Source organism: Virgisporangium aliadipatigenens, assembly GCF_016863615.1.
GTDB lineage: Bacteria > Actinomycetota > Actinomycetes > Mycobacteriales > Micromonosporaceae > Virgisporangium > Virgisporangium aliadipatigenens.
The window spans coordinates 74,651-92,018 of the sequence record NZ_BOPF01000004.1; the positions used below are offsets into that span (position 1 = coordinate 74,651).

The following is a 17,368-nucleotide window of genomic DNA, read 5'->3' on the forward strand; positions in this document are numbered from 1 at the left end:
GGCTACATGCGCGAAGCTATGCCGCCTCGCGGTAGTCGGATCGTGCCGAGGCCTGCGGCGGAACGACCCGCAGGCGCGGCCGCGGCGCGGGCAGCACCGGCTCGGCCCCGTCGAGGATCGCCCGCAGGCGCGTGCGATCGGTGCCCCGGCCGGACGGCGGGTCGCCCTGGTTGAAGACCGGACGGGTCAGCGCCACCACGATGAGGTACCCGGCGAGGATCGAGCCGTGCGTGACCAGCCGTTCGACGTCGACCCGGCCGAGCAGCAGGTCGTTCGCCGAGAGCAGAGCCAGCACGCCGACGAACGCGGTGAGCGTGGGCACGAGCCCGGTCGGCCGGGTGCGGCGCACCGCCACGAACACGAACCCGGCGCCGAGCGCCACGTTCCACGCCGCGGACTCGTGCCACAGGTGGCCCGGTGTCGCGCCGTGCTCACCGGTCACCTGCGGGTCGATCGTGCCGCCGTTGGCGATCTGCAGCATGCCGAGGAAGACCTGAGCGGTGCCCAACAGGCCCAGGGCCACGCGTAGGACGTTCCCGAGTATGGGCAAACGCCTAGGGGGTACGGCGTCGAGGATCGCGTCCAGGTCGACCGACGGCGCGGGTCCGGGCTCGGCGGCCCGCGCGGTGAGGCCCGCGAGCGCACCGGCCCGCGTGAACCATTCAGTGCACCCCGCGCACCCGGCCAGGTGCGCGTCGACGTCCTCGACCCCGTCCGGCTCGCCGTCGAGGCGGGCCGACAGGGCCTCCCGGTAGCGCTCACACCCCATGCGTTGAATAGTCGCGCCGAAGGGGCCGGAAGTTCCAGAGGGGCCGGTACCTCGTTTTGTCGGACGTTCGGGTTAGCCTCTCGGTCATGCGCGAGAGCGGAGTGGACGACGCCGACCTCACCCGTTGGGCCCTCGAGGCCCGGCGCGGGGACCGGGCGGCCGCGGCCCGGCTGATCGAGCACACCCAGCGTGACCTGCTGCGTTTCCTCACGCACCTGGTCGACGCCCGGGAGGCCGAGGACCTCGCGCAGGAGACCTGGCTGCGGGCGATGAAGGCGCTGCCGCAGTTCGAGGCGCGGGCGTCGGCGCGCACCTGGCTGCTGTCGATCGCCCGGCGGGTCGCCGCCGACCACGTGCGCACCGTCGTGCGGCGGCCGCGCGTCTCGGCCCACGAGGACTGGCAGTCGGCCGCCGAGGCGGCGCTGGGCCGGGAGGGTTCGCGGGTGGACGAGGTGGTGGTGCTGCGCCGCCTGCTCCAGGACCTGCCGGCCGACCGGCGGGAGGCGTTCGTCGCCACGCAGATCGCCGGGCTGAGCTACGCCGAGGCGGCGGCCGTCTGCGACTGCCCCGTGGGCACGATCCGTTCGCGCGTCGCCCGGGCCCGCGACGATCTGATGTCCGCCCTGGGCCAGGCCCCCCGCCACCTCCGGGCCGTCTGACCGCTGTTGACACAGAGCTCGGTCGAACGGCGACACACCCGGCCACGCTTGTTCGTGACCGGGCGTGTAGCGCAATGGCTTTCGTCTACTGCGACGGCTCGGGCAGGTCGCAGTCGATCTTCGGATTGGCGCCGACGTAATTGAGCGGCCCGGCGACGACCGTGATTGCCGTGGTGCCGGCCTTGGCGCAGTTGCTCTCGGAACCGTCGAAGTATCCCCGCTGGGCAGCCGCGATGACGCCGATGACCAGCCACAAAAGTACGATCACTCCACCAATCGATCCGTAACGCACGACAACTCCTCGGGGGATTCCTGGGCCGGCCGGGGGGCTGGCGCGGCCATTCATACCCATCGCGTGCGTTCGGCTAAACGACGCCTACTTGCGCCAGTAGAAGACGTCGTCGAGATCGCCGTGGAACTGGTCGGTGTCCACATCGGACTGTGTGTCGCGCACGCGTTTGCCGCCGATGACGACGGTGCCGGTCGGCGCGATCGGGCCGAGTTGCGCCGTGGCGTGCGCGGCGGTCAGCGCCGGCCGGCCGGTGCGCACGTCGACGACAAGCGTCTGGAAGAGCGTGGCGGAGACCCGTGTGCACAACACCCGGTACCAGGTGTCCGGCTTGAGCTTGTAGTCGTTCGCGCCGGCGGAGAGCAGGACCGTGGTGGTGCCGTCGGACCAGCGGCACGAGGGCCGGCCGTAGTCGACCTGCAGCTTCCACTGGCTCAGGCCCGCACCGGCCGCGCCGTACTGGAAGACGTTCTGGCCGGCGTCCGGCGACGGCGGCTGGGTGAGCCGCACCTCGGCGCCGAACGAGAAGAGCGCGTCGCCCGGTGTGAACCGCTCCGACGGCGGCACCTGCACGATCCCCTGTGGACAGTGCAGGTCGCTGGGCGGCTGCGTGACCGCCGTCGTGCACGAACCACCGGGGAAGCGCAGGAACCGGTCGCCGCGCTCGCGGACCGAGGTGACCGTTCCGCCGCCGCCGGTGAGGATGCTGCCGTGCAGGCCGTTGCCGCTGCTGTCGGTGACCGTCGCCGGATCGGTCAGCTCGCCGTGGTAGCTGAGATCGGGCCCGCCGGACACGAAGGCCGACGCCGGCGCGGGACTCAGAACGACGGCGCTCAACGCGAGAATCATTCCGACATTTCGGAGCATTTTCATGGGGTCAGTGTGCTGGTCACGTCACATGCCGGTAAGGGGGCTGTCCGCTATCGGGCGGGTGATCCGTAGGCTGCGCGGGTGTTGCGTGATTCCGCCCGCGTCTTCCGCTGGACCGCCGTCGCGGAGGCGTTCTCCTGGGCCGGCCTGCTGGTCGGCATGTTCTTCAAGTACGTCGTGATCCAGAACCCGATCGGCGTGCAGATCTTCGGCCGGGTGCACGGTGCGCTGTTCATGGCGTACCTGGGTGCGCTGGTCTGGGTCGCGGTGTCGCACCGCTGGGGCCTGTGGCGCACGGTGGTGGGCGCCGCGGCGGCGATCCCCCCGTTCACCAGCGTCGTCTTCGAACGCTGGACCGCCCGCAAACCCGCCTAACGGGTGTTGCCGTCCCTGGTGCGGGCCTTCAGGCGGACCGTTGGCATCGCCGGGGCCTCCAGGGGCGGCTCCGCCGAGACCGTGCCGAACCTGCGGCCGGCCGCCCAGTCCGCGCGCGCCTCGGCGATCTCCTCGTGGCTGCGGCCGACGAAGTTCCACCACATGACGAGGGGCTCGTCGAAGGGCTCGCCGCCGAAGAGGAACAGCCGCGCGTCGCCGTCCACCCGCACGGTGGAGAGCCCCGTGCCCAGGTAGAGCAGGTCGCCGGGCTTCAGGTCAACACCCTCCACCCGCGCGGCGCCGGTCATGACGACGGCCGCGTACTCGAATCCCCGTTCGACCGGAAAATCGGCGGAGCCGGCGAGAATCACCTCGGCGCCCATCAGCGGGCTGTACACGACCGCGGGGGAGACGGCGCCGGCGAAAGCGCCCGCGAGCACCGTGACCCGCGCGTCGCCCACCTCGACCACCGGCAGCGTCGCGTGGTGCGCGAACCCGGGCTCGCGGTGCCGGGCCGACTCCGGCAGCGCCACCCACAGCTGGAGGCCGTGCAGCAGCGGCGGATGATCGGCCGGCGACTCCTCCGAGTGCGAGATGCCCCGCCCGGAGGTCATCACGTTGAGTTGCCCCGGAACGATCACCTGCCGGCTGCCCGTGCTGTCCCGGTGCAATATTTCGCCCTCGACGAGCCACGTGACGGTCTGCAGGCCGGTGTGCGGATGCGGGCCGATCCGCATGCCCGGCCGCCCGGCGACGTCGTCCGGACCGAAGTGATCTACGAAACACCAGGCCCCGACGGTGCGACGGGTGCGCTGCGGCAACAGTCGCCGCACCGTGGTGTAGCGCCCGAGGGGAACGTCGTGCCCCGGCAACAGGAGGCTGTCCACAGGGTGACTTTACTGCGCATGCAACTAAAGTGTGTTTCACACCGATGGGCGAGGGAGTTGCGGTGACGGACCGGATCGACACGTCTGTGGCGCACCCCGCCCGGAGGTACGACTACTGGCTGGGCGGCAAGGACAACTTCCAGGCCGACCGCGATTCCGGCGACCAGATCGCCAAGCTCTACCCCGGCATCCGCACCGCCGCCGTGGAGAACAGGCGGTTCCTGCGCCGCGCCGTGACGTACCTGACGCGCGAGGCCGGGATCCGGCAGTTCCTCGACATCGGCACCGGCATCCCCACGGCCGACAACACCCACGAGGTCGCGCAGCGGATCGCTCCCGACGCGCGGATCGTGTACGTGGACAACGACCCGATCGTCCTGGCCCACGCGCGGGCGCTGCTGCGCAGCTCCAAGGAGGGGCGCACCGCCTACCTCGACGCCGACCTGCGCGACCCCGACCGGATCCTCGCCGACGCCGACCTGCGCGACACGCTCGACCTGACTAGACCGGTCGGGTTGATGCTCATCGCCGTGCTGCACTTCGTGACGGATGAGGAGGAGCCGTACGCGATCGTGCGCCGGCTCCTCGACGCGCTCCCGCCCGGCAGTCACCTGGCGCTCAGCCACGGCACCCTGGACTTCATCCCGCCGGAGGTGAAGGCCGCCGCGGCTGCCTCCGGGATGCGTTCGGACATGTACGGCCGGACCCGGGACGAGGTGGCGCGCTTCCTCGACGGGCTGGAGATCGTCGAGCCGGGCATCGTGGCCGTGCCCGAGTGGCGGGGCGAGGAGGAGCCCGCGCCGCGCCCCGCGCCGGGCGAGGTGTCGGTGTACGGCGCGGTCGCGCGCAAGCCGTAGGCCGCTACTTCGGCCAGGACGCCTCGACGTTGGCGACCGTGGTCGCCGTCGGCTGGCCGTTGATCCACTTGGTGATCTCGCTCCAGAACGTGCCCGCGCCCACAGCGCCCGGCATCAGGTCCGAGGCGTCGAAGCGAAGCACCGAGTTCTGGTCGCGCAGCAGCTGCACCGACAGCTTCTCCACCGGGTTCGTGAACTCCTCCAGCGGAATCTTGTTGTTCGACGGGATGCCCAGCCCCGACTTCAGGAACTTCGAGCCGAAGTCCGCCGACGCCATGAACGTCTGCACCGCCGCCACCTCCGGCCGGTCGGCGAACGCCGCGAGATAGTCGCCGGAGATCTCGACCGGCTTGCCCCGACCCGCGTCGACCGGCGGGTTGTAGAAGACGAAGATGTCGCCGTCCGGCCCGATCTTCGTGCCGCGCGGGAAGAAGCTGCTGTAGAACGCGGCCATCCGGTAGAAGTAGCACTTCCCGGACAGCACCGGCAGGCCGGCGACGCCGAACCCGGTCGGCGCGATGCTCGGCGTGCCGTTCAGCACGTATCCGGGCGTCTTCAGCACTCGCCCCACCCAGTCGAACGCCGCCGCCACCTTCGGGTCGTTGAACGGGAGCTGGTGTGCGATCCACTGGTCGTACACCTCCGGCCCGTGCAGGCGCAGCATCGCCTCCTCGACCCAGTCCGTGCCCGGCCAACCGGTGGCGCCGCCGGACTCCCAGCCGTCGCACCACGGGTTCACGCCGGCGGCCCTGATCCGGTCGGCGAGCACGTAGAAGTCCGCCCACGTCTGCGGAACGGTGTAGCCGGCCCGCGCGAACGCACTCGGCGAGTACCACACCAGCGACTTCACCGAACTGGCGAACGGCACCGCGAACAGCGTTCCGTTGACGGTCGCGTAGGAGAGCATGTCCTTCGCATAGTTCTGCGGCGCGTTGTCCGTGAACTCCTTCGACGGCGGCGTCATCTTGCCCGCCGACGCGAGGTCCTTGATCAGACCGGGCTGCGAGATGACGGCCAGGTCGGGAGCCTCCTTGGTACCGGCGGTCTTGGTGACCGTTCCCTCGACATCCTTGGAGGGCACCGTCTGCACCTTGATCGACGTGCAGTCGGAGAAGTCGCGCAGCGCGGCCGACAGGTTGACGACGTCGAGGTTGTTGACGGTGCGCATCAGCGTGACCGTGGTGCCCTCGTGACCCAGGTACGCCTCGAACGCGCCGCAGTCGACGTCGGAGCCGCTCGACACGTTCACCGTGCCGCTGTCCGCACCGCAGCCCGCGGTGACCAACGCCACCGTGGCGAACACCGCGGCGATCTTCTTCCGCACGGCCATCTCCTTATGCCTTGAAGCGCTGAACGGCGTCGCGGAGCACCTGGGCGGTCACCATCAGGTCGTTCGCCGTGGCGCGGGCGGCCTGCCCGTCGCTGTCCGCGGCGTGCACAGAGGACGCCAGGTGCCCGATCGCGTCGGTGATCTCCGAGGTGCCGGTGGCCGCCTCGACGACGTTGCGGCTCATCTCGTTCGTGGTCGCCGACTGCTCCTCGACGGCGGTCGCGATCGTGACCTGCTGACTGTTGATCTCGTCGATGATGCGGCTGATGTCGCTGATCGCCCGGACCGCGCCGACGCTGCTGGTCTGGATCGCCGCGACCCGCTTGGCGATGTCCTCGGTGGCGGCCGCCGTCTCGCTGGCCAGGTCCTTCACCTCACCGGCCACGACGGCGAAGCCGCGGCCCAGTTCGCCGGCGCGGGCCGCCTCGATGGTGGCGTTGAGCGCCAGCAGGTTGGTCTGCGCCGCGATCGCCGTGATGACCTTGACGACCTCGCCGATCTGCGCCGACGAGTCGCCGAGTTCGGTGACCGTCTCCGTGGTGTTCTCCACGACGGTCACGGCCTCGGTGGCGACCTGCGCCGCCCGGTGCGCGGCGTCGGAGATCGAGTGCATCGCCGCGCTGGTCTCCTCGGCGCCGGCCGCGAGCGTCTGCACGCGGTTGGAGACCAGGTTCGCTCCGGAGACCACGTGGTTGACCTGTTCCGCGGCGGCGGCCGTCGACTCGCCGATCCGCGACTCCGAGCGCAGCACCTGGTCGGAGGCGACGCTCACGTCGTCGGCGGCCATCCGGATGGCGACCACCGTGTCGCGCATGGCGTCCCGCGCCTTCTCGTAGCCGGCGGCCATCCGGCCGATCTCGTCCGTGCCGTGCACCTCGACCGTGGCGGTCAGGTCGCCGCCGGCCATCGCGTCGAGCGCGGCCTTGACCTTCAGCACCGGCTTCACGATGGCGCGGGCGATCAGCAGCGCGATCGCGCTCGCCGCGATGAGGCCGCCGATCAGCACGGCGAGCAGGATCGTCGTGGAGTTCTGCTCGGCGGTGCGGATGTCCCGGCTGCCGGCGACGACGCCCTCGTTCTCCAGGCTCGCGATGCGGTCCAGGTTCTCCGTCGCCATGAGCAGCGCCTGCGCCTGCTGGACCCGGGCCTCCTGCAGCTTCGCCCGGTCCGCGGCCTTCGCCGCCGGCAGGATCTTGGTGTCGCGGGAGTCCCGGTAGAACGCCACCGCCGAGTCGATCAGTTGGTGCGTGCCGACGCGGCCCCGGCTCTGCTTCTTGTAGTCGTTCCAGAACTCGTCGAACGCGGTGTCGGACTCCTTGATGTCCTCCTCCGCCTGCCGCTTCGACACGTCGTCCTGCAGGTCGGCGTAGCCGAGCACCGCCGAGTCCTCCTGGAGCAGGGCGGCGCGGGCGGCGTGCACGTTCAGGGCCTGGCGCACGCGGTTGGTGGCGATGTCGTCCGACGCGTCGGCGACCGAGCGCAGCTGGATCACGCCCACCGCGCCGATGGCGATCATGGCGAGGCCGGCGATGGAGACGACAAGCAGGAGCTTGGTGAGCACACCCATGTTCCGCCACCGCGCCATTCGTCGCTCCTGCCACCCATCCTCTTGTCCGGCTGTCTTATCGGCCAGTTTCGGCGGCATGTGAGTGATGTCCCAATAGCCTTTCGTCTGACAAGAACCGCGGGCCTGGTTTCCGCGTCTTGCCGGATGTGAACGCGTTACGGATCACCTGGATCGAGGCGCGCCGGTCCGCCGCCCTCTGGCTCGGCGCGCTCGGCGCGGCCGTCGCCGCCGCCATGCTCGGCGACCCCGAGCGCTGGGACGGGCTCTGGATGCAGACCGTCCTCGTGCACCAGGCGAACCTGGCGCTGCTGTGGCCGTTCGCGGTCGCGGCGGGGGCGTGGCAGGGGCGGCGCGACCATGCCGCCCGGGTCGGCGACCTGGTCCGCGCCGCGCCGCGGCCAGGGGCGAGCCGGGTGGCGCCGTTGGCGTTCGTGCTCGCCGGTGCGCTCGGCGGCGGGTGGATCGCCGCATCCGCCCCGGGCATCGGCCGCGCCGTGCTGGCCGCCTCGTACCGGCCGCCCGGCTGGTACTGGCCGCTGCTCGTCGGCGGGCTCGCCATGGGCGCCGCGGGACTGCTGGGACTCGGACTCGGCCGGCTCCTGCCGTCGCGGCTCACCGCCCCGCTGCTCGGCGTCGCCGGCGTCGTCCTGTCCGTCGTGCCGCTCGTCATCTGGCGCGGTTCGGATGCTCCGGCGTTACTGCTGGTGCCGGGCAACCTCGGGGAATCCACCGACGAGTGGGCCACCGTGGCGACGCGGGCCGACGTGGGGCAGGCGCTGTGGTTCGCCGGGCTGGCCGCCGCCGGATGGGCGCTCTACGCCGGGGCGCGGTACTGGTCGGCCGTTCCGGCCGTCATCGGGCTGGCCGCCGCCGTGCTCGTCCTGCCTGCCGCCGACCGGGCCGCCCCCCGTGACGTTCACGCGGTCGAACTGGTCTGTGCCGACGGAACGCCACGCGTCTGCGTCACCCGGCTGTACGAGCCGATCCTGCCGGCGCTCGTCGGACCGGCCCGCGAGGCGCTTGCCCTGCTGGCCAAGCTGCCCGACCCGCCGACCTCGGTGGTGCAGGAAACCGCGCCCTACGCGTCATTCGTGGCGCAGCGGCGGGACACCGTTCACCTGCTACTGACCGTGTACGGCGACGGTTCCACCCTGGACCTGACGAACGCCGTCCTCGACGGCGCCGGCACCTGGGCGTGCGGGGCGCCCGACGACGACCTCGCCACCTGGGACCGGATCCTGGCTGCCCGCGAGGCGGCGGCGCTGTGGCTGCGCGGCGGCACCAGCGCGGATCCCCTGGTGGCCGACGCCCTGAACGCCCTGCGGGCGCTGCCGGCCGCCGACCAGGCGGCGCGGGTGGGTGCGATGCGGGAAGCGGCGCTCGCGTGCCGGAAGGATCAGTACGAGACACTTCTCCGGCCGAACTGAAGGGGCGCTCGATGCGATCGCGGCCACCGATACGCGGAAAATTTGGCGGGGCGTCGCACAGCCACCGACGGGCCTGTCCGCGCTGGACGAATGGCCGAATTCCGGAGGGTGAAACTGCACACGAACGGTGGCACTCTCCGACGCGCACTTCCCGATCGACAATTCGCGGGTAAAAGTCCCTGATGCGACGCCCATTCGTCGTGCCGCGCGGATTACCGAGAGGAACACTGGTGCAGCATCCCGGAGAGCCCCGCAGGGTGTCCGCCACGCTCTTCGGCGATGGCGCGGTGCGGGTGTGGACCGTCGTCGGGGGAGTCGTCAGCCTTCTCGGCCTCCTGATCTCCGTAGCCATCGTCCTCGGAACGGCGGACCAGGAGACCACGTCCGGAGTGTTCGTCCGCGACCGATCGGAGTCGCAGAACGACGCGGTATCCTCCGGTATCACCGAAAGTTCCGGTGCGGATATCGCGGGGACCTGGAAAGGCGAGTACCGCTGCGCGCAGGGGCTGACCGGCCTGACCCTGATAATCTTCGTGGTCGACCGGAAAAATGCACGCGCAACATTCGAGTTCTATCCGTTGCCCAGCAATCCTTCGGTTCCGCGGGGATCGTTCGCGCTCAAGGGGACGTACTTCTCCACCGGCATTTCGCTGGAGCCGGACTACTGGATTCATCAGCCCGCCGGCTACATGATGCTGGGGCTTTCCCTGGGCGTGAGCCGGACCGATCCGCCACGGATCTCGGGTGATCTGCCGATGGGGTGTCATCGGTTGGAGGTCGTGAAGGTCTCGGACGAGACGCGGCCGCCGCCGACGTGAGTGGGTCGTGTGGTGCCCCCGGCAGGATTCGAACCTGCGACACACGGTTTAGGAAACCGTTGCTCTATCCCCTGAGCTACGAGGGCTTGACCTGCGCAAACAGGTCGGGCGGTGCGGTGAGGATGGCTAGCCGTCCCGCACATGTCCCGTGCACGGCACAGACTGTCCGACACACGCGACAAGTCTGCCAGATCATCCCTGATCACTGAGCGCCGCCTCAATCCTTTTGTTCGCCGCCTCACCCTGGCCATCGATGCAGTTGGCGTAGACCTGCAACAGCACCGCCACACTGTGGCCGAGCCGGCGGGCAACCTCAGTGGTGACGACGCCAGCATTGAGCCACAAGGAGGCAGCGGCGTGCCGCAGGTCGTACGGACGTCCGGCGAGAGGGGACGCCGTTTCGGTCGGGGTGAGCGCGGCGGCGCGGGCGTGCTGCCACAGCTTGCTGTAGTGGCTGTTCGGCACAGTGCCGCCGGTCGAGGTGCGGAACAGTCGGCCGTCGCTTGCCGTGCCGTACCACTCGATGTGATGCCGGAGATGACGGACCAGTTCCGGTGGGATCGGCACCGGTCGTACCTCGTTGCGCCCTCGACGTTTGAGTCCTCGGCGTTCCCGGGCGCGTCCGTCATCGGTCCACGCAGTGCCGGCAGACGGGTCGGTGGTGGTGAGGTCGATGCGTCCCCACCCCCGCTTCGGCAGGTAGCAGTTGTCGCGGCGCAGGTCGAGTGCCTCGGAGGGGCGCAGCCCAGCGAAGTACATGCAGGCGAAGAAGGCGACGAGGCGTCGACCGGTGCGCGCATGCTGTCGTACTGCCGCCAGGAGCCGGCGCACCTGTTCGGGATTGGCGACCACCCGCCGGTCCACCGTTGAGGCGACCTCGGGTGCCTTCCACTGCACCCGGTCGATCGGGTTGGCCGGCAGGATCTCCAGCTCGACGGCATATCCGAGTGCGTTGTAGACCACCGCCCGTTTGCGGTAGGTCGTCGTTGCGGCGGCCGGCTTGCCGTCGAGCTTCACGGCCAGGGCGTCGAGCAGGCGCCGTACCGTCGCGGTGCTACGCAGTGCCGACAGTCGCATCGATGCGGCGTTGGCCCACACCAGCGCCTCACGGACCTCGGCCGGCATGGCGGTACCCCGCCGACCACTGTTGAACGCCCACCCATAGAGTGCACGCCGTAGTACCTCGTCATCAGGACGACCGCGTCGCGGTTCGAACAGGGCCATGGTGGCGGTCGTCAGCGCTTCAGCCATTGAAATCCGGCTCTTGGCGGCAGCCTTCGGCCACTTCATGTCGACATATGAGCAGGCGTGTTCCAGCCAACGGGCATCGTTGGCCTTTCGTACCGGAAGCCCAGACGTTTCGTCGAACGGCTCGCCGTCGCGCGCCGCTTTCATCAGCTCTGATCGGAAACTCTCGGCCAGCGGCTTTGTGATGAAGGAGCGCGAGCATTCGCGACCGTTCACCACCCAGCGAACCTCGTAAGGGCGACGTCTTCTTGCCTTCTTTCGAATCGACCAGAATTGGATGTCGTAGCTACTCATGCCGCCTCCTCGTGACTCTCCAGCCAGGCCAAAAGATCCCGACGGCGAATACGCACATCCCCGTTGGGAAGCTTGATAGACCGGGGTCCGCAACGCTTCTGCCGCCAGTAATAGAACGTCGATCGCGGAACCCGAAGAATCGCGATCGCGTCATCAATCGTCAACAGCTCATCGTCACCCTGCATCAGCCAGTCCGTTCATCGCACACCACCTACGCCGCCATTCGTTCCACCATTTCCGCCCCAGCTTCATGGGCGAGTTCCTCGCGTCCGGCGGCCCGCCGTGAGCGGGCGAGGTCGGCGGCGGTGTTGGCGAGGAGGGCGTCGCCGGTGGTGCGCCAGCCGGCGCCAGCGAAGGTGAAGACGCCGACGACGAGGGTGGTTTCCTCGGTCGTGTGCTCGGCGGCCCGGACGGTGCCGGGGTTGGTGTCGGCCTGGTGGTCGTGTTCGCGTCGGTATGCGATGCGGGTGTCGCGGAGGAGGCCGAAGGTGACGGAGTAGCGGCGGGCTTTGGTGAGGAAGTGGCCGCCGAAGCCGAGCATGTGTGCCCAGCGGCGCAGCCCTTCATATGGCCCGGGTTGACGGTTGTTGGCCGGTTGGGTGTCAAGGTTGGCTTGACGTTCGGCGACGCAGGACGGGCAGGCGGTGTATCGGGTTCGGGTGCCGCAGTCGGGGCAGTTCCAGGGCGTGTCGAAGGGCTGTCGACGTTCGCCAGGTTCCGGTGCGCGGGCGGCCCGGCTGTGGAGTAGGGCGGCTTTGTGGGCGAAGGGTCGGCCGAGTCGCCAGCAGGCGTGGATGAGGCGAGCGGTGTGGTCCCCGTCGGGGTCGGCGTGTTCGTCGACGTTGTCGGTGGTGATGCGGGTGGGTGTGTGCCCGGTGACCTCGGTGCTTTTGGTGGCGTATTTGGCAAGGTAGCCGGCGACCATGGAATCGGTGACGGTGCGGTGCCCGGACAGGGCGATATGGCGGATGTCGAGTCCCTTGTCGGGGTCGCCCCACGCGATCGGCCAGCCGGTCAGCCGGTCCAAGTGTGGCGGGGTGTCGAAGCGTTCGTGCGCGACGGCATGGCGGATCGCCGCTTCGATGTCATCCGTAGTGAAGCCGGCCGGCGGGGGAACGACCGCGTCGGGGTCGGAGCCGTCGCGGCCGTCGAGGCGTAGGAGGACGTGGAAGTGAACCGCGCCGCGGGTCTGAAACTCGGCGACTTTGCCGTGCCGCAGCTGCACCGCCGGTTTGGTGCGTGGCCGGCCTTTGGTGTCGTAGCCGACGATGACACGGGGGATGCCGCGTTGTGCGGCGAGCCGGGCAAGGTGCCGGTCGGCGGTTTGTTTGGTGCAGCGCCATAGTTCGCCGGCGTGGTGGTTCCAGACGGCGTGGTGGTCGTAGTCATAGCAGTCGAGGCACAGCGGCCGTCCGATGGCGGTGTCGCCGGCTTCGTGGCGGACCCAGCACACGGCAGGCCGTCCGTGGGCACAAAGGCCGGTGGGGTTGCGGCGGGCGCGGCAGGGCTCGGCGCGGCAGTCGCAGCGTCGTCGGTCGGCGCAGGTGTGCTTCGAGACGACGCGGGCATGGACCGGGCCGAACGAGGGTGCGGTGAAGGTGGCAAACACAGCCGGATGCTGCGAGACCGTGTCGGAGACGCCCTTCCCACCGACGAGGCCGGCGCGCAGCAGTTGGTAGGCGTCGCGCTGGTAGGTGCGCGCACACGACGGGCAGACCCGTGCGCGGCGGTTGCCGCAGGCCTTGTAGATGGCCGCATCCGGCATGCCCAACGTGTCGCGCAGGATCAAACGTTGGCCGGTCCTCGGGTGTGTGGTTTCCAGCGTGCCGACGAGGCGGATCGGGCGGGTGCAGCCGGCGGCGGCTTGGACGTGGTGGAGCCAGTCGAAATAGCCGGCGGTACCGGCCCGGGTAAGGGCCGTTCCGATGGCGGAGGACGCGGGGGCGTGCCGGTGCTGCTCGGCGTTCGAGCCCGTGCCCCACACCGGGATGGTGGTGTGGGGCACGGGATCCAGCGTCGAGTAGGTCACTCAGCGTCCCTCGAAGCGGGGCACTGAGTCGGGGTGTTGTCCGCCGGGATGTTGTCCGGTCGCGTGTTCTCGGGGCCTTCCCAACCTCGGAACTCGCTGGTGACGGTGCGGACGTTGATGACGTGCCGGCAGTTGCGGCACTGGTCATCGAACGGGGCGTAGCGCCGGCAGTCTGCCGTGACGATGCGGTCTGCTTGTTCGATGCTGAACGGCGCGAGGCATCGTCCGGTGTGGACGGTGTCGACGATGCGCCGGTGGATGGTGATGACGTGCGGGGTCAGGTTGGCCGGGCACGAGTGGAAGACGTGGTGCTCGTCGACGATGAAGGTCGTCATGCGACACCGCCCAGGACCGGTGTTCCGTTGACCCGTACCGGTTCCGGCTGGGTGGCCGGTCCGTCGTCGGTAATAGCGGTGAGGAGCTGCCCGGCGATAGCCGGCGGGATGGACAGCCGCGCGGCGAGTTCATCGGTGGTGATAGGGCGTCCAGTGGATTGCTGATGGTTGACGGCCGCGAACCGGGCCGGGGCCAGCATGTGCACCGGCACGGTGTTGAGCCCTGCCGGGTTCGTGGGCACAGAAGCCGGCGGCTCAGCTGGTGCGGGCGGTGCCGCGTCGGCGAACTGCCCCGAGACGTCGCCCGGGGTGGCCGTGACCGGCGTAGGAGCCGGCGGTGTGGTCGGTGCCAGTTCAGCGATGGTGTGGGAGATAGCCGCGGTGCGCGACAGCACCACTTTTGCCAGGACGACGAAACCGATCGCGGGTAGTGCCGCGGCGAGCCAGCCGATGACCGAGGGTTCTGCTTCGACGACCTGCGCGGCGAGGGAGACGAGGACGAAGAAGACCAGCGCCGAGATGACGAACCCGGTCGGTCGGTTGGTCCGTGCCCGGCGGCGTAGTTCCAGGCCGAGGGCGATGGACATCAGTTCCACGACGACGGCATCGGCCCAGCCGATCCAGTTCGGCTGTCCGTGCGCGACAGCGACATCGTGAACGTGGGTGAACGAAGCAGCACCGGCCATGCCGCCGATTGCGAGCATGATGAGGACCTGGACGACGCCTTCGAAGCGTTCGCCGTCGGCCGGTTTCGGGGTGCTCATGTGGTCACCTCTTTCGGGTAGACGGCGATGACTCCGGCGCAGGTGTGGCAGAACACGGCGACGTAGCCGACGGAGTCGAGAGCGTCAGACAGGCAGTGCGGGCACGTGGTGTCGGCCGGGAACAGGCCGTTTCCGTCGCAGCACCGGCACCGCTCGTTGCAGTGCGGGCAGGCCTCGTAGACGAGCCCAAGGATCGGATGGGTGCCGGCAGGTACGAAACCGCCAAGGCAAAGGTCACAACCCCAGTTGGCGGTGTCGTCATCGACAGGTGCGTCGGATGCAGGGGTGTTGCCGCTATCGCAGTAGTTATTGGTGGAGTCGCTGTCGTCAAAGGGTTCGGGGTTCATGACCGGGCTCCCTTGGTGGTGTCGATGAAGGTGCGGCAGGTGCAGTCGGGCCAGAGGCAGGCACCGGCGAGATTGCGGCCGGTGCAGACGGCGTTGCCGGTGGTGATGGGTGCGTGGCGGGCGGCGTCGTGCCGACCGCGCAGGTGGCCACAGGTGCAACGGTCGGACCACGACAGTCCGCCGGTGGGTTGGTTGCAGATGCGTTGGTGCAGCTCGGCATCGGCCCGCGACGGGCCGGCCTGATTGGCGGCGCGGGTAGGCATGGTCAGACCCCCGCGCAGTCGAGGCATTCGCCGTAGCGGCGCGGGATGTAGTAGCCCTTCACCTGCCGGCAGGTGCCGCAGGTGCGACGCGCCTGGAGGGCTTTGCCGATCGCGACCCGTTGGGCCGCTGTAGCGGTGCGTTTCGGTGCCGCGACCGTCTGGTCGTAGAGGTAAGCAACGCGGTGCTTTCCCTTGTGCCACCACAGGATTTGGGCGCACACGTGCTGACCGCCGGGACGCAGGTTCGCGGCGCGGAGCTGGCGCATGGTGGCCAGGCCGGCGGGGGCGTTGCGGTAGGGGTAGGTCGGCAGGCCGTAGCGGCTGCCGGTCGGGTCGTAGAACTCCAGGAAGAATCCCTGCGCCACGAGGGATTCCAGATACGGAACACGCAAGCCGGTCATGTCTGGTCTCCCCACCGTTGGTGGGCGGCTTGGCGGGTGATGCCCAGTCGTGAGCCAATCTCGGCCCAGGAGTAGCCGAACCTGCGAAGGCCGATGACGGCTTCGTCGGTGGCCTTCTCGATGTCCTGACCGAGAGCGATCAGGTCACGGAGTGCTTCGATGTCACCAGCGGCGACGCGCTTGCCGTAGGCGCGCATGATGCGGCGGGCGAACGCGGCGTATTCGTCGTTCTCGACGACGTTCCGACGACGGGGCCGGCGGCCCGAGTTGCCGCTCATGCCACACCGTCCGCAACCCACACCAGACGCCACTGGCCCGCAGGAGTGGGGATGACCTTGGCCATGGCGCTGTCGAAGTCGTCGGCGGCGTCCCGAAGCGCGGTGATGACCTGCTCGGCCGTGCGGTCCGGGGCGTCGTTCCAGCGGGTGGCGACGTCATAGATGTCGAGGTCGGCGATGTCGACGTCCAGGTGGTCGACGGCGTTGCCGGTCCAGTAGAGGAAGTCGGCGAAGACGCCGAGGGCGTACTCGAAATCGCCGTGGGCCTCGCGATCGAGGTAGTCATCCGTCGTGTCGATGGGCGCGCCGAGTACGGCGTAGGCGATCGCGTCGCGGGCAGTCGCGGCCGGGAAGGCCGGCGGTGTAGCCGTCCAGGCGTAGGCGTCGCTGGGGATCCAGCCGTGACGCTCCAGGTAGAGGGCGGCGCCACGCAGCGCTTGAGCCGGGTTGAACGTCTCCTCCACAGCGGTGGAGGCCGGTTTTTGGGTAGGGTGCATCAGGTCCACGTCCCTTCGCGGGGTTGCTGGATTGGTCCGGGGTCGGCTTCAGCCGGCAAGCGAGTGCCGGCCCCGGTTTCTTGCTGCGGGTGTCCTGTGTGGACTCAGGCCGCGTGCGCGACGGAGGTCGCGGCGATGTGGCGGCGGGTCCAGGTGGCGTAGTCCGCGATGCGATAGATCTCGCTGTCGGACAGGTAGGCGGCTTTGATCCGTTGCGGGATGCCGCCTTCGGCGATGAGGAACGCCTCGCCCTGGTTGGTGGGGCGGATGTCGTTGGCGTTGAAACCCTGCTGCGCCCAGCCCTGGCCGAGGATGATGTCCGAAGAGTTCAACGTCGTGCAGCGGAACGCGGCCCGAAACCCGAACAGGTCCCGCAACGATGCGGGGATGATGTCCCACGACGGCCGCTGCGTAGCGGCGATGACCGGCATTCCGCAGGCCCGGCCGAGAGCGACGAGGCCACGCAGGAGCTCGGCGAACTCTTCACGTTGGGCCTTGGTGCCGAACACGGTGGTGAACATGGCCAGCTCGTCGATGATGATGACGATGATCGACAGTGCGTCTTCGCGCGCGATCTTGCGGCCACGGTGATGGAGCAGCCAGGTGTAGCGGTTCTTCGCCACGATGAGCAGCCGGCGCAGGACGTCCAGGCCGTGCTCGATGTCGAACGTCCCGTTGCGGACGTCGAAGCCGACGAATTCGTCAGCGCAGTGGCGCCACGGGCCGAGTTCGACGAGCTTGGCATCGAACAGGACGAGCCGGGTGTTGTGGGAAAGGGCTGCATGCGCGGCGATGTTGTTCAAGAGTCCGGACTTGCCGCCGCCAGGTTCGCCAGCGACGAGAAGGTTGCGATAGATGACGTCGCAGTAGACCGTCTCGCCGAACTCGTTGATACCAAGAAGGTTCCGGTCGAACATCGACAGCGGAAGCCGATCAGACGGAACCAGTTTGTTCGCACATGTGTAAGCCAGATTCGGCTGTGGTGTGGTTGCGGCTCCAGGAGCCGCGACACGGGAATTCATGTCAACGTCTCCTTGACAGTGAACGGGGCGGCGCCGGGTGCC

The 17,368-nt window shown here is 69.2% G+C and carries 22 protein-coding genes and 1 tRNA gene; 5 read left to right on the forward strand and 18 right to left on the reverse strand.

The genetic code is table 11. The features are described from left to right. Positions 1-16: 16 nt before the first annotated feature. Complete coding sequence (locus tag Val02_RS06885) at positions 17-769, reverse strand: zf-HC2 domain-containing protein (RefSeq protein ID WP_203898073.1); 753 nt, start codon at positions 767-769, stop codon at positions 17-19. Between the two features lie 86 nt (positions 770-855). Between Val02_RS06885 and Val02_RS06890 the strand changes: the two genes are divergently transcribed. Beyond that, positions 856-1,428: a sigma-70 family RNA polymerase sigma factor gene (locus tag Val02_RS06890; protein ID WP_203898074.1), complete on the forward strand. Its 573-nt coding sequence runs from the start codon at positions 856-858 to the stop codon at positions 1,426-1,428. Between the two features lie 85 nt (positions 1,429-1,513). Here the strand turns inward: Val02_RS06890 and Val02_RS06895 are convergent, their stop codons facing one another. Both Val02_RS06895 and Val02_RS06900 read right to left on the reverse strand, forming a co-directional pair. Further along, positions 1,514-1,720 (reverse strand): hypothetical protein, encoded by a 207-nt coding sequence (locus Val02_RS06895; protein WP_203898075.1) that lies wholly within the window; start codon positions 1,718-1,720, stop codon positions 1,514-1,516. An 84-nt stretch (positions 1,721-1,804) separates the two neighbouring features. Beyond that, a complete protein-coding gene (locus Val02_RS06900; protein ID WP_203898076.1) occupies positions 1,805-2,554 on the reverse strand; it encodes a hypothetical protein in 750 nt (249 codons plus the stop codon). A gap of 114 nt (positions 2,555-2,668) precedes the next feature. Here Val02_RS06900 and Val02_RS06905 point away from each other — a divergent pair, with 114 nt between their 5' ends. Beyond that, the gene (locus tag Val02_RS06905; protein ID WP_203898077.1) at positions 2,669-2,962 is read left to right on the forward strand and encodes a DUF3817 domain-containing protein; all 294 of its coding nucleotides are present in this window, start codon (positions 2,669-2,671) and stop codon (positions 2,960-2,962) included. On the opposite strand, the gene Val02_RS06910 is transcribed toward Val02_RS06905, so the two are convergent. Next, positions 2,959-3,849, reverse strand: coding sequence for a pirin family protein (locus Val02_RS06910; RefSeq protein WP_203898078.1), 891 nt, complete (start codon positions 3,847-3,849; stop codon positions 2,959-2,961). The genes Val02_RS06905 and Val02_RS06910 overlap by 4 nt on opposite strands. A gap of 44 nt (positions 3,850-3,893) precedes the next feature. On the opposite strand from Val02_RS06910, the gene Val02_RS06915 reads away from it, so the two are divergent. Continuing rightward, the gene (locus Val02_RS06915; RefSeq protein ID WP_203898079.1) at positions 3,894-4,706 is read left to right on the forward strand and encodes an SAM-dependent methyltransferase; all 813 of its coding nucleotides are present in this window, start codon (positions 3,894-3,896) and stop codon (positions 4,704-4,706) included. Between the two features lie 4 nt (positions 4,707-4,710). On the opposite strand, the gene Val02_RS06920 is transcribed toward Val02_RS06915, so the two are convergent. Beyond that, positions 4,711-6,030: an ABC transporter substrate-binding protein gene (locus Val02_RS06920; RefSeq protein WP_203898080.1), complete on the reverse strand. Its 1,320-nt coding sequence runs from the start codon at positions 6,028-6,030 to the stop codon at positions 4,711-4,713. A 10-nt stretch (positions 6,031-6,040) separates the two neighbouring features. Continuing rightward, complete coding sequence (locus Val02_RS06925) at positions 6,041-7,621, reverse strand: methyl-accepting chemotaxis protein (protein ID WP_203898081.1); 1,581 nt, start codon at positions 7,619-7,621, stop codon at positions 6,041-6,043. 128 nt (positions 7,622-7,749) lie between these two features. On the opposite strand from Val02_RS06925, the gene Val02_RS06930 reads away from it, so the two are divergent. Continuing rightward, positions 7,750-9,030: a hypothetical protein gene (locus tag Val02_RS06930; protein ID WP_203898082.1), complete on the forward strand. Its 1,281-nt coding sequence runs from the start codon at positions 7,750-7,752 to the stop codon at positions 9,028-9,030. A 257-nt stretch (positions 9,031-9,287) separates the two neighbouring features. Continuing rightward, positions 9,288-9,848, forward strand: coding sequence for a hypothetical protein (locus tag Val02_RS06935; protein ID WP_203898083.1), 561 nt, complete (start codon positions 9,288-9,290; stop codon positions 9,846-9,848). A 10-nt stretch (positions 9,849-9,858) separates the two neighbouring features. On the opposite strand, the gene Val02_RS06940 is transcribed toward Val02_RS06935, so the two are convergent. From Val02_RS06940 to Val02_RS06995, 12 genes are all read right to left on the reverse strand, one after another. Further along, a tRNA-Arg gene (locus tag Val02_RS06940) sits at positions 9,859-9,934 on the reverse strand. A gap of 106 nt (positions 9,935-10,040) precedes the next feature. After that, a complete protein-coding gene (locus Val02_RS06945) occupies positions 10,041-11,390 on the reverse strand; it encodes a tyrosine-type recombinase/integrase (RefSeq protein ID WP_203898084.1) in 1,350 nt (449 codons plus the stop codon). Then, positions 11,387-11,575: a helix-turn-helix transcriptional regulator gene (locus Val02_RS06950; protein WP_203898085.1), complete on the reverse strand. Its 189-nt coding sequence runs from the start codon at positions 11,573-11,575 to the stop codon at positions 11,387-11,389. The genes Val02_RS06945 and Val02_RS06950 overlap by 4 nt, the downstream gene beginning before the upstream one ends. Before the next feature lie 26 nt (positions 11,576-11,601). Further along, complete coding sequence (locus tag Val02_RS06955) at positions 11,602-13,419, reverse strand: replication initiator (protein ID WP_373317864.1); 1,818 nt, start codon at positions 13,417-13,419, stop codon at positions 11,602-11,604. Then, on the reverse strand, positions 13,416-13,754 hold the full coding sequence (locus Val02_RS06960; protein ID WP_203898086.1) for a hypothetical protein: 339 nt from the start codon (positions 13,752-13,754) through the stop codon (positions 13,416-13,418). Before Val02_RS06960 ends, Val02_RS06955 begins: the two co-directional genes overlap by 4 nt. Then, positions 13,751-14,518, reverse strand: coding sequence for a DUF2637 domain-containing protein (locus tag Val02_RS06965; protein ID WP_203898087.1), 768 nt, complete (start codon positions 14,516-14,518; stop codon positions 13,751-13,753). Before Val02_RS06965 ends, Val02_RS06960 begins: the two co-directional genes overlap by 4 nt. Further along, positions 14,515-14,865 carry a hypothetical protein gene (locus Val02_RS06970; protein ID WP_203898088.1) on the reverse strand — a complete coding sequence of 117 codons (351 nt, stop codon included), beginning with the start codon at positions 14,863-14,865 and terminating at the stop codon, positions 14,515-14,517. Before Val02_RS06970 ends, Val02_RS06965 begins: the two co-directional genes overlap by 4 nt. After that, positions 14,862-15,128 (reverse strand): hypothetical protein, encoded by a 267-nt coding sequence (locus tag Val02_RS06975; RefSeq protein ID WP_203898089.1) that lies wholly within the window; start codon positions 15,126-15,128, stop codon positions 14,862-14,864. The genes Val02_RS06970 and Val02_RS06975 overlap by 4 nt, the downstream gene beginning before the upstream one ends. Positions 15,129-15,130: 2 nt before the next feature. Then, positions 15,131-15,529, reverse strand: coding sequence for an RRQRL motif-containing zinc-binding protein (locus tag Val02_RS06980; RefSeq protein ID WP_203898090.1), 399 nt, complete (start codon positions 15,527-15,529; stop codon positions 15,131-15,133). Beyond that, a complete protein-coding gene (locus Val02_RS06985) occupies positions 15,526-15,807 on the reverse strand; it encodes a hypothetical protein (RefSeq protein ID WP_203898091.1) in 282 nt (93 codons plus the stop codon). Before Val02_RS06985 ends, Val02_RS06980 begins: the two co-directional genes overlap by 4 nt. Next, on the reverse strand, positions 15,804-16,304 hold the full coding sequence (locus Val02_RS06990; RefSeq protein ID WP_444545993.1) for a DUF6197 family protein: 501 nt from the start codon (positions 16,302-16,304) through the stop codon (positions 15,804-15,806). Before Val02_RS06990 ends, Val02_RS06985 begins: the two co-directional genes overlap by 4 nt. Before the next feature lie 104 nt (positions 16,305-16,408). Further along, positions 16,409-17,221 carry an FtsK/SpoIIIE domain-containing protein gene (locus Val02_RS06995; protein WP_239152575.1) on the reverse strand — a complete coding sequence of 271 codons (813 nt, stop codon included), beginning with the start codon at positions 17,219-17,221 and terminating at the stop codon, positions 16,409-16,411. Positions 17,222-17,368 lie beyond the last annotated feature (147 nt).

What these genes read in the sequence shown, in the direction of transcription:
- Val02_RS06885 (WP_203898073.1), bottom strand. Translation starts at nt 769, where the DNA reads ATGGGGTGTGAGCGCTACCGGGAGGCCCTGTCGGCCCGCCTCGACGGC.
- Val02_RS06890 (WP_203898074.1), top strand. Translation starts at nt 856, where the DNA reads ATGCGCGAGAGCGGAGTGGACGACGCCGACCTCACCCGTTGGGCCCTC.
- Val02_RS06915 (WP_203898079.1), top strand. Translation starts at nt 3,894, where the DNA reads ATGGGCGAGGGAGTTGCGGTGACGGACCGGATCGACACGTCTGTGGCG.
- Val02_RS06925 (WP_203898081.1), bottom strand. Translation starts at nt 7,621, where the DNA reads ATGGCGCGGTGGCGGAACATGGGTGTGCTCACCAAGCTCCTGCTTGTC.
- Val02_RS06945 (WP_203898084.1), bottom strand. Translation starts at nt 11,390, where the DNA reads ATGAGTAGCTACGACATCCAATTCTGGTCGATTCGAAAGAAGGCAAGA.
- Val02_RS06950 (WP_203898085.1), bottom strand. Translation starts at nt 11,575, where the DNA reads ATGCAGGGTGACGATGAGCTGTTGACGATTGATGACGCGATCGCGATT.
- Val02_RS06960 (WP_203898086.1), bottom strand. Translation starts at nt 13,754, where the DNA reads ATGACGACCTTCATCGTCGACGAGCACCACGTCTTCCACTCGTGCCCG.
- Val02_RS06965 (WP_203898087.1), bottom strand. Translation starts at nt 14,518, where the DNA reads ATGAGCACCCCGAAACCGGCCGACGGCGAACGCTTCGAAGGCGTCGTC.
- Val02_RS06970 (WP_203898088.1), bottom strand. Translation starts at nt 14,865, where the DNA reads ATGAACCCCGAACCCTTTGACGACAGCGACTCCACCAATAACTACTGC.
- Val02_RS06975 (WP_203898089.1), bottom strand. Translation starts at nt 15,128, where the DNA reads ATGCCTACCCGCGCCGCCAATCAGGCCGGCCCGTCGCGGGCCGATGCC.
- Val02_RS06980 (WP_203898090.1), bottom strand. Translation starts at nt 15,529, where the DNA reads ATGACCGGCTTGCGTGTTCCGTATCTGGAATCCCTCGTGGCGCAGGGA.
- Val02_RS06985 (WP_203898091.1), bottom strand. Translation starts at nt 15,807, where the DNA reads ATGAGCGGCAACTCGGGCCGCCGGCCCCGTCGTCGGAACGTCGTCGAG.
- Val02_RS06990 (WP_444545993.1), bottom strand. Translation starts at nt 16,304, where the DNA reads ATGCACCCTACCCAAAAACCGGCCTCCACCGCTGTGGAGGAGACGTTC.
- Val02_RS06995 (WP_239152575.1), bottom strand. Translation starts at nt 17,221, where the DNA reads ATGTTCGACCGGAACCTTCTTGGTATCAACGAGTTCGGCGAGACGGTC.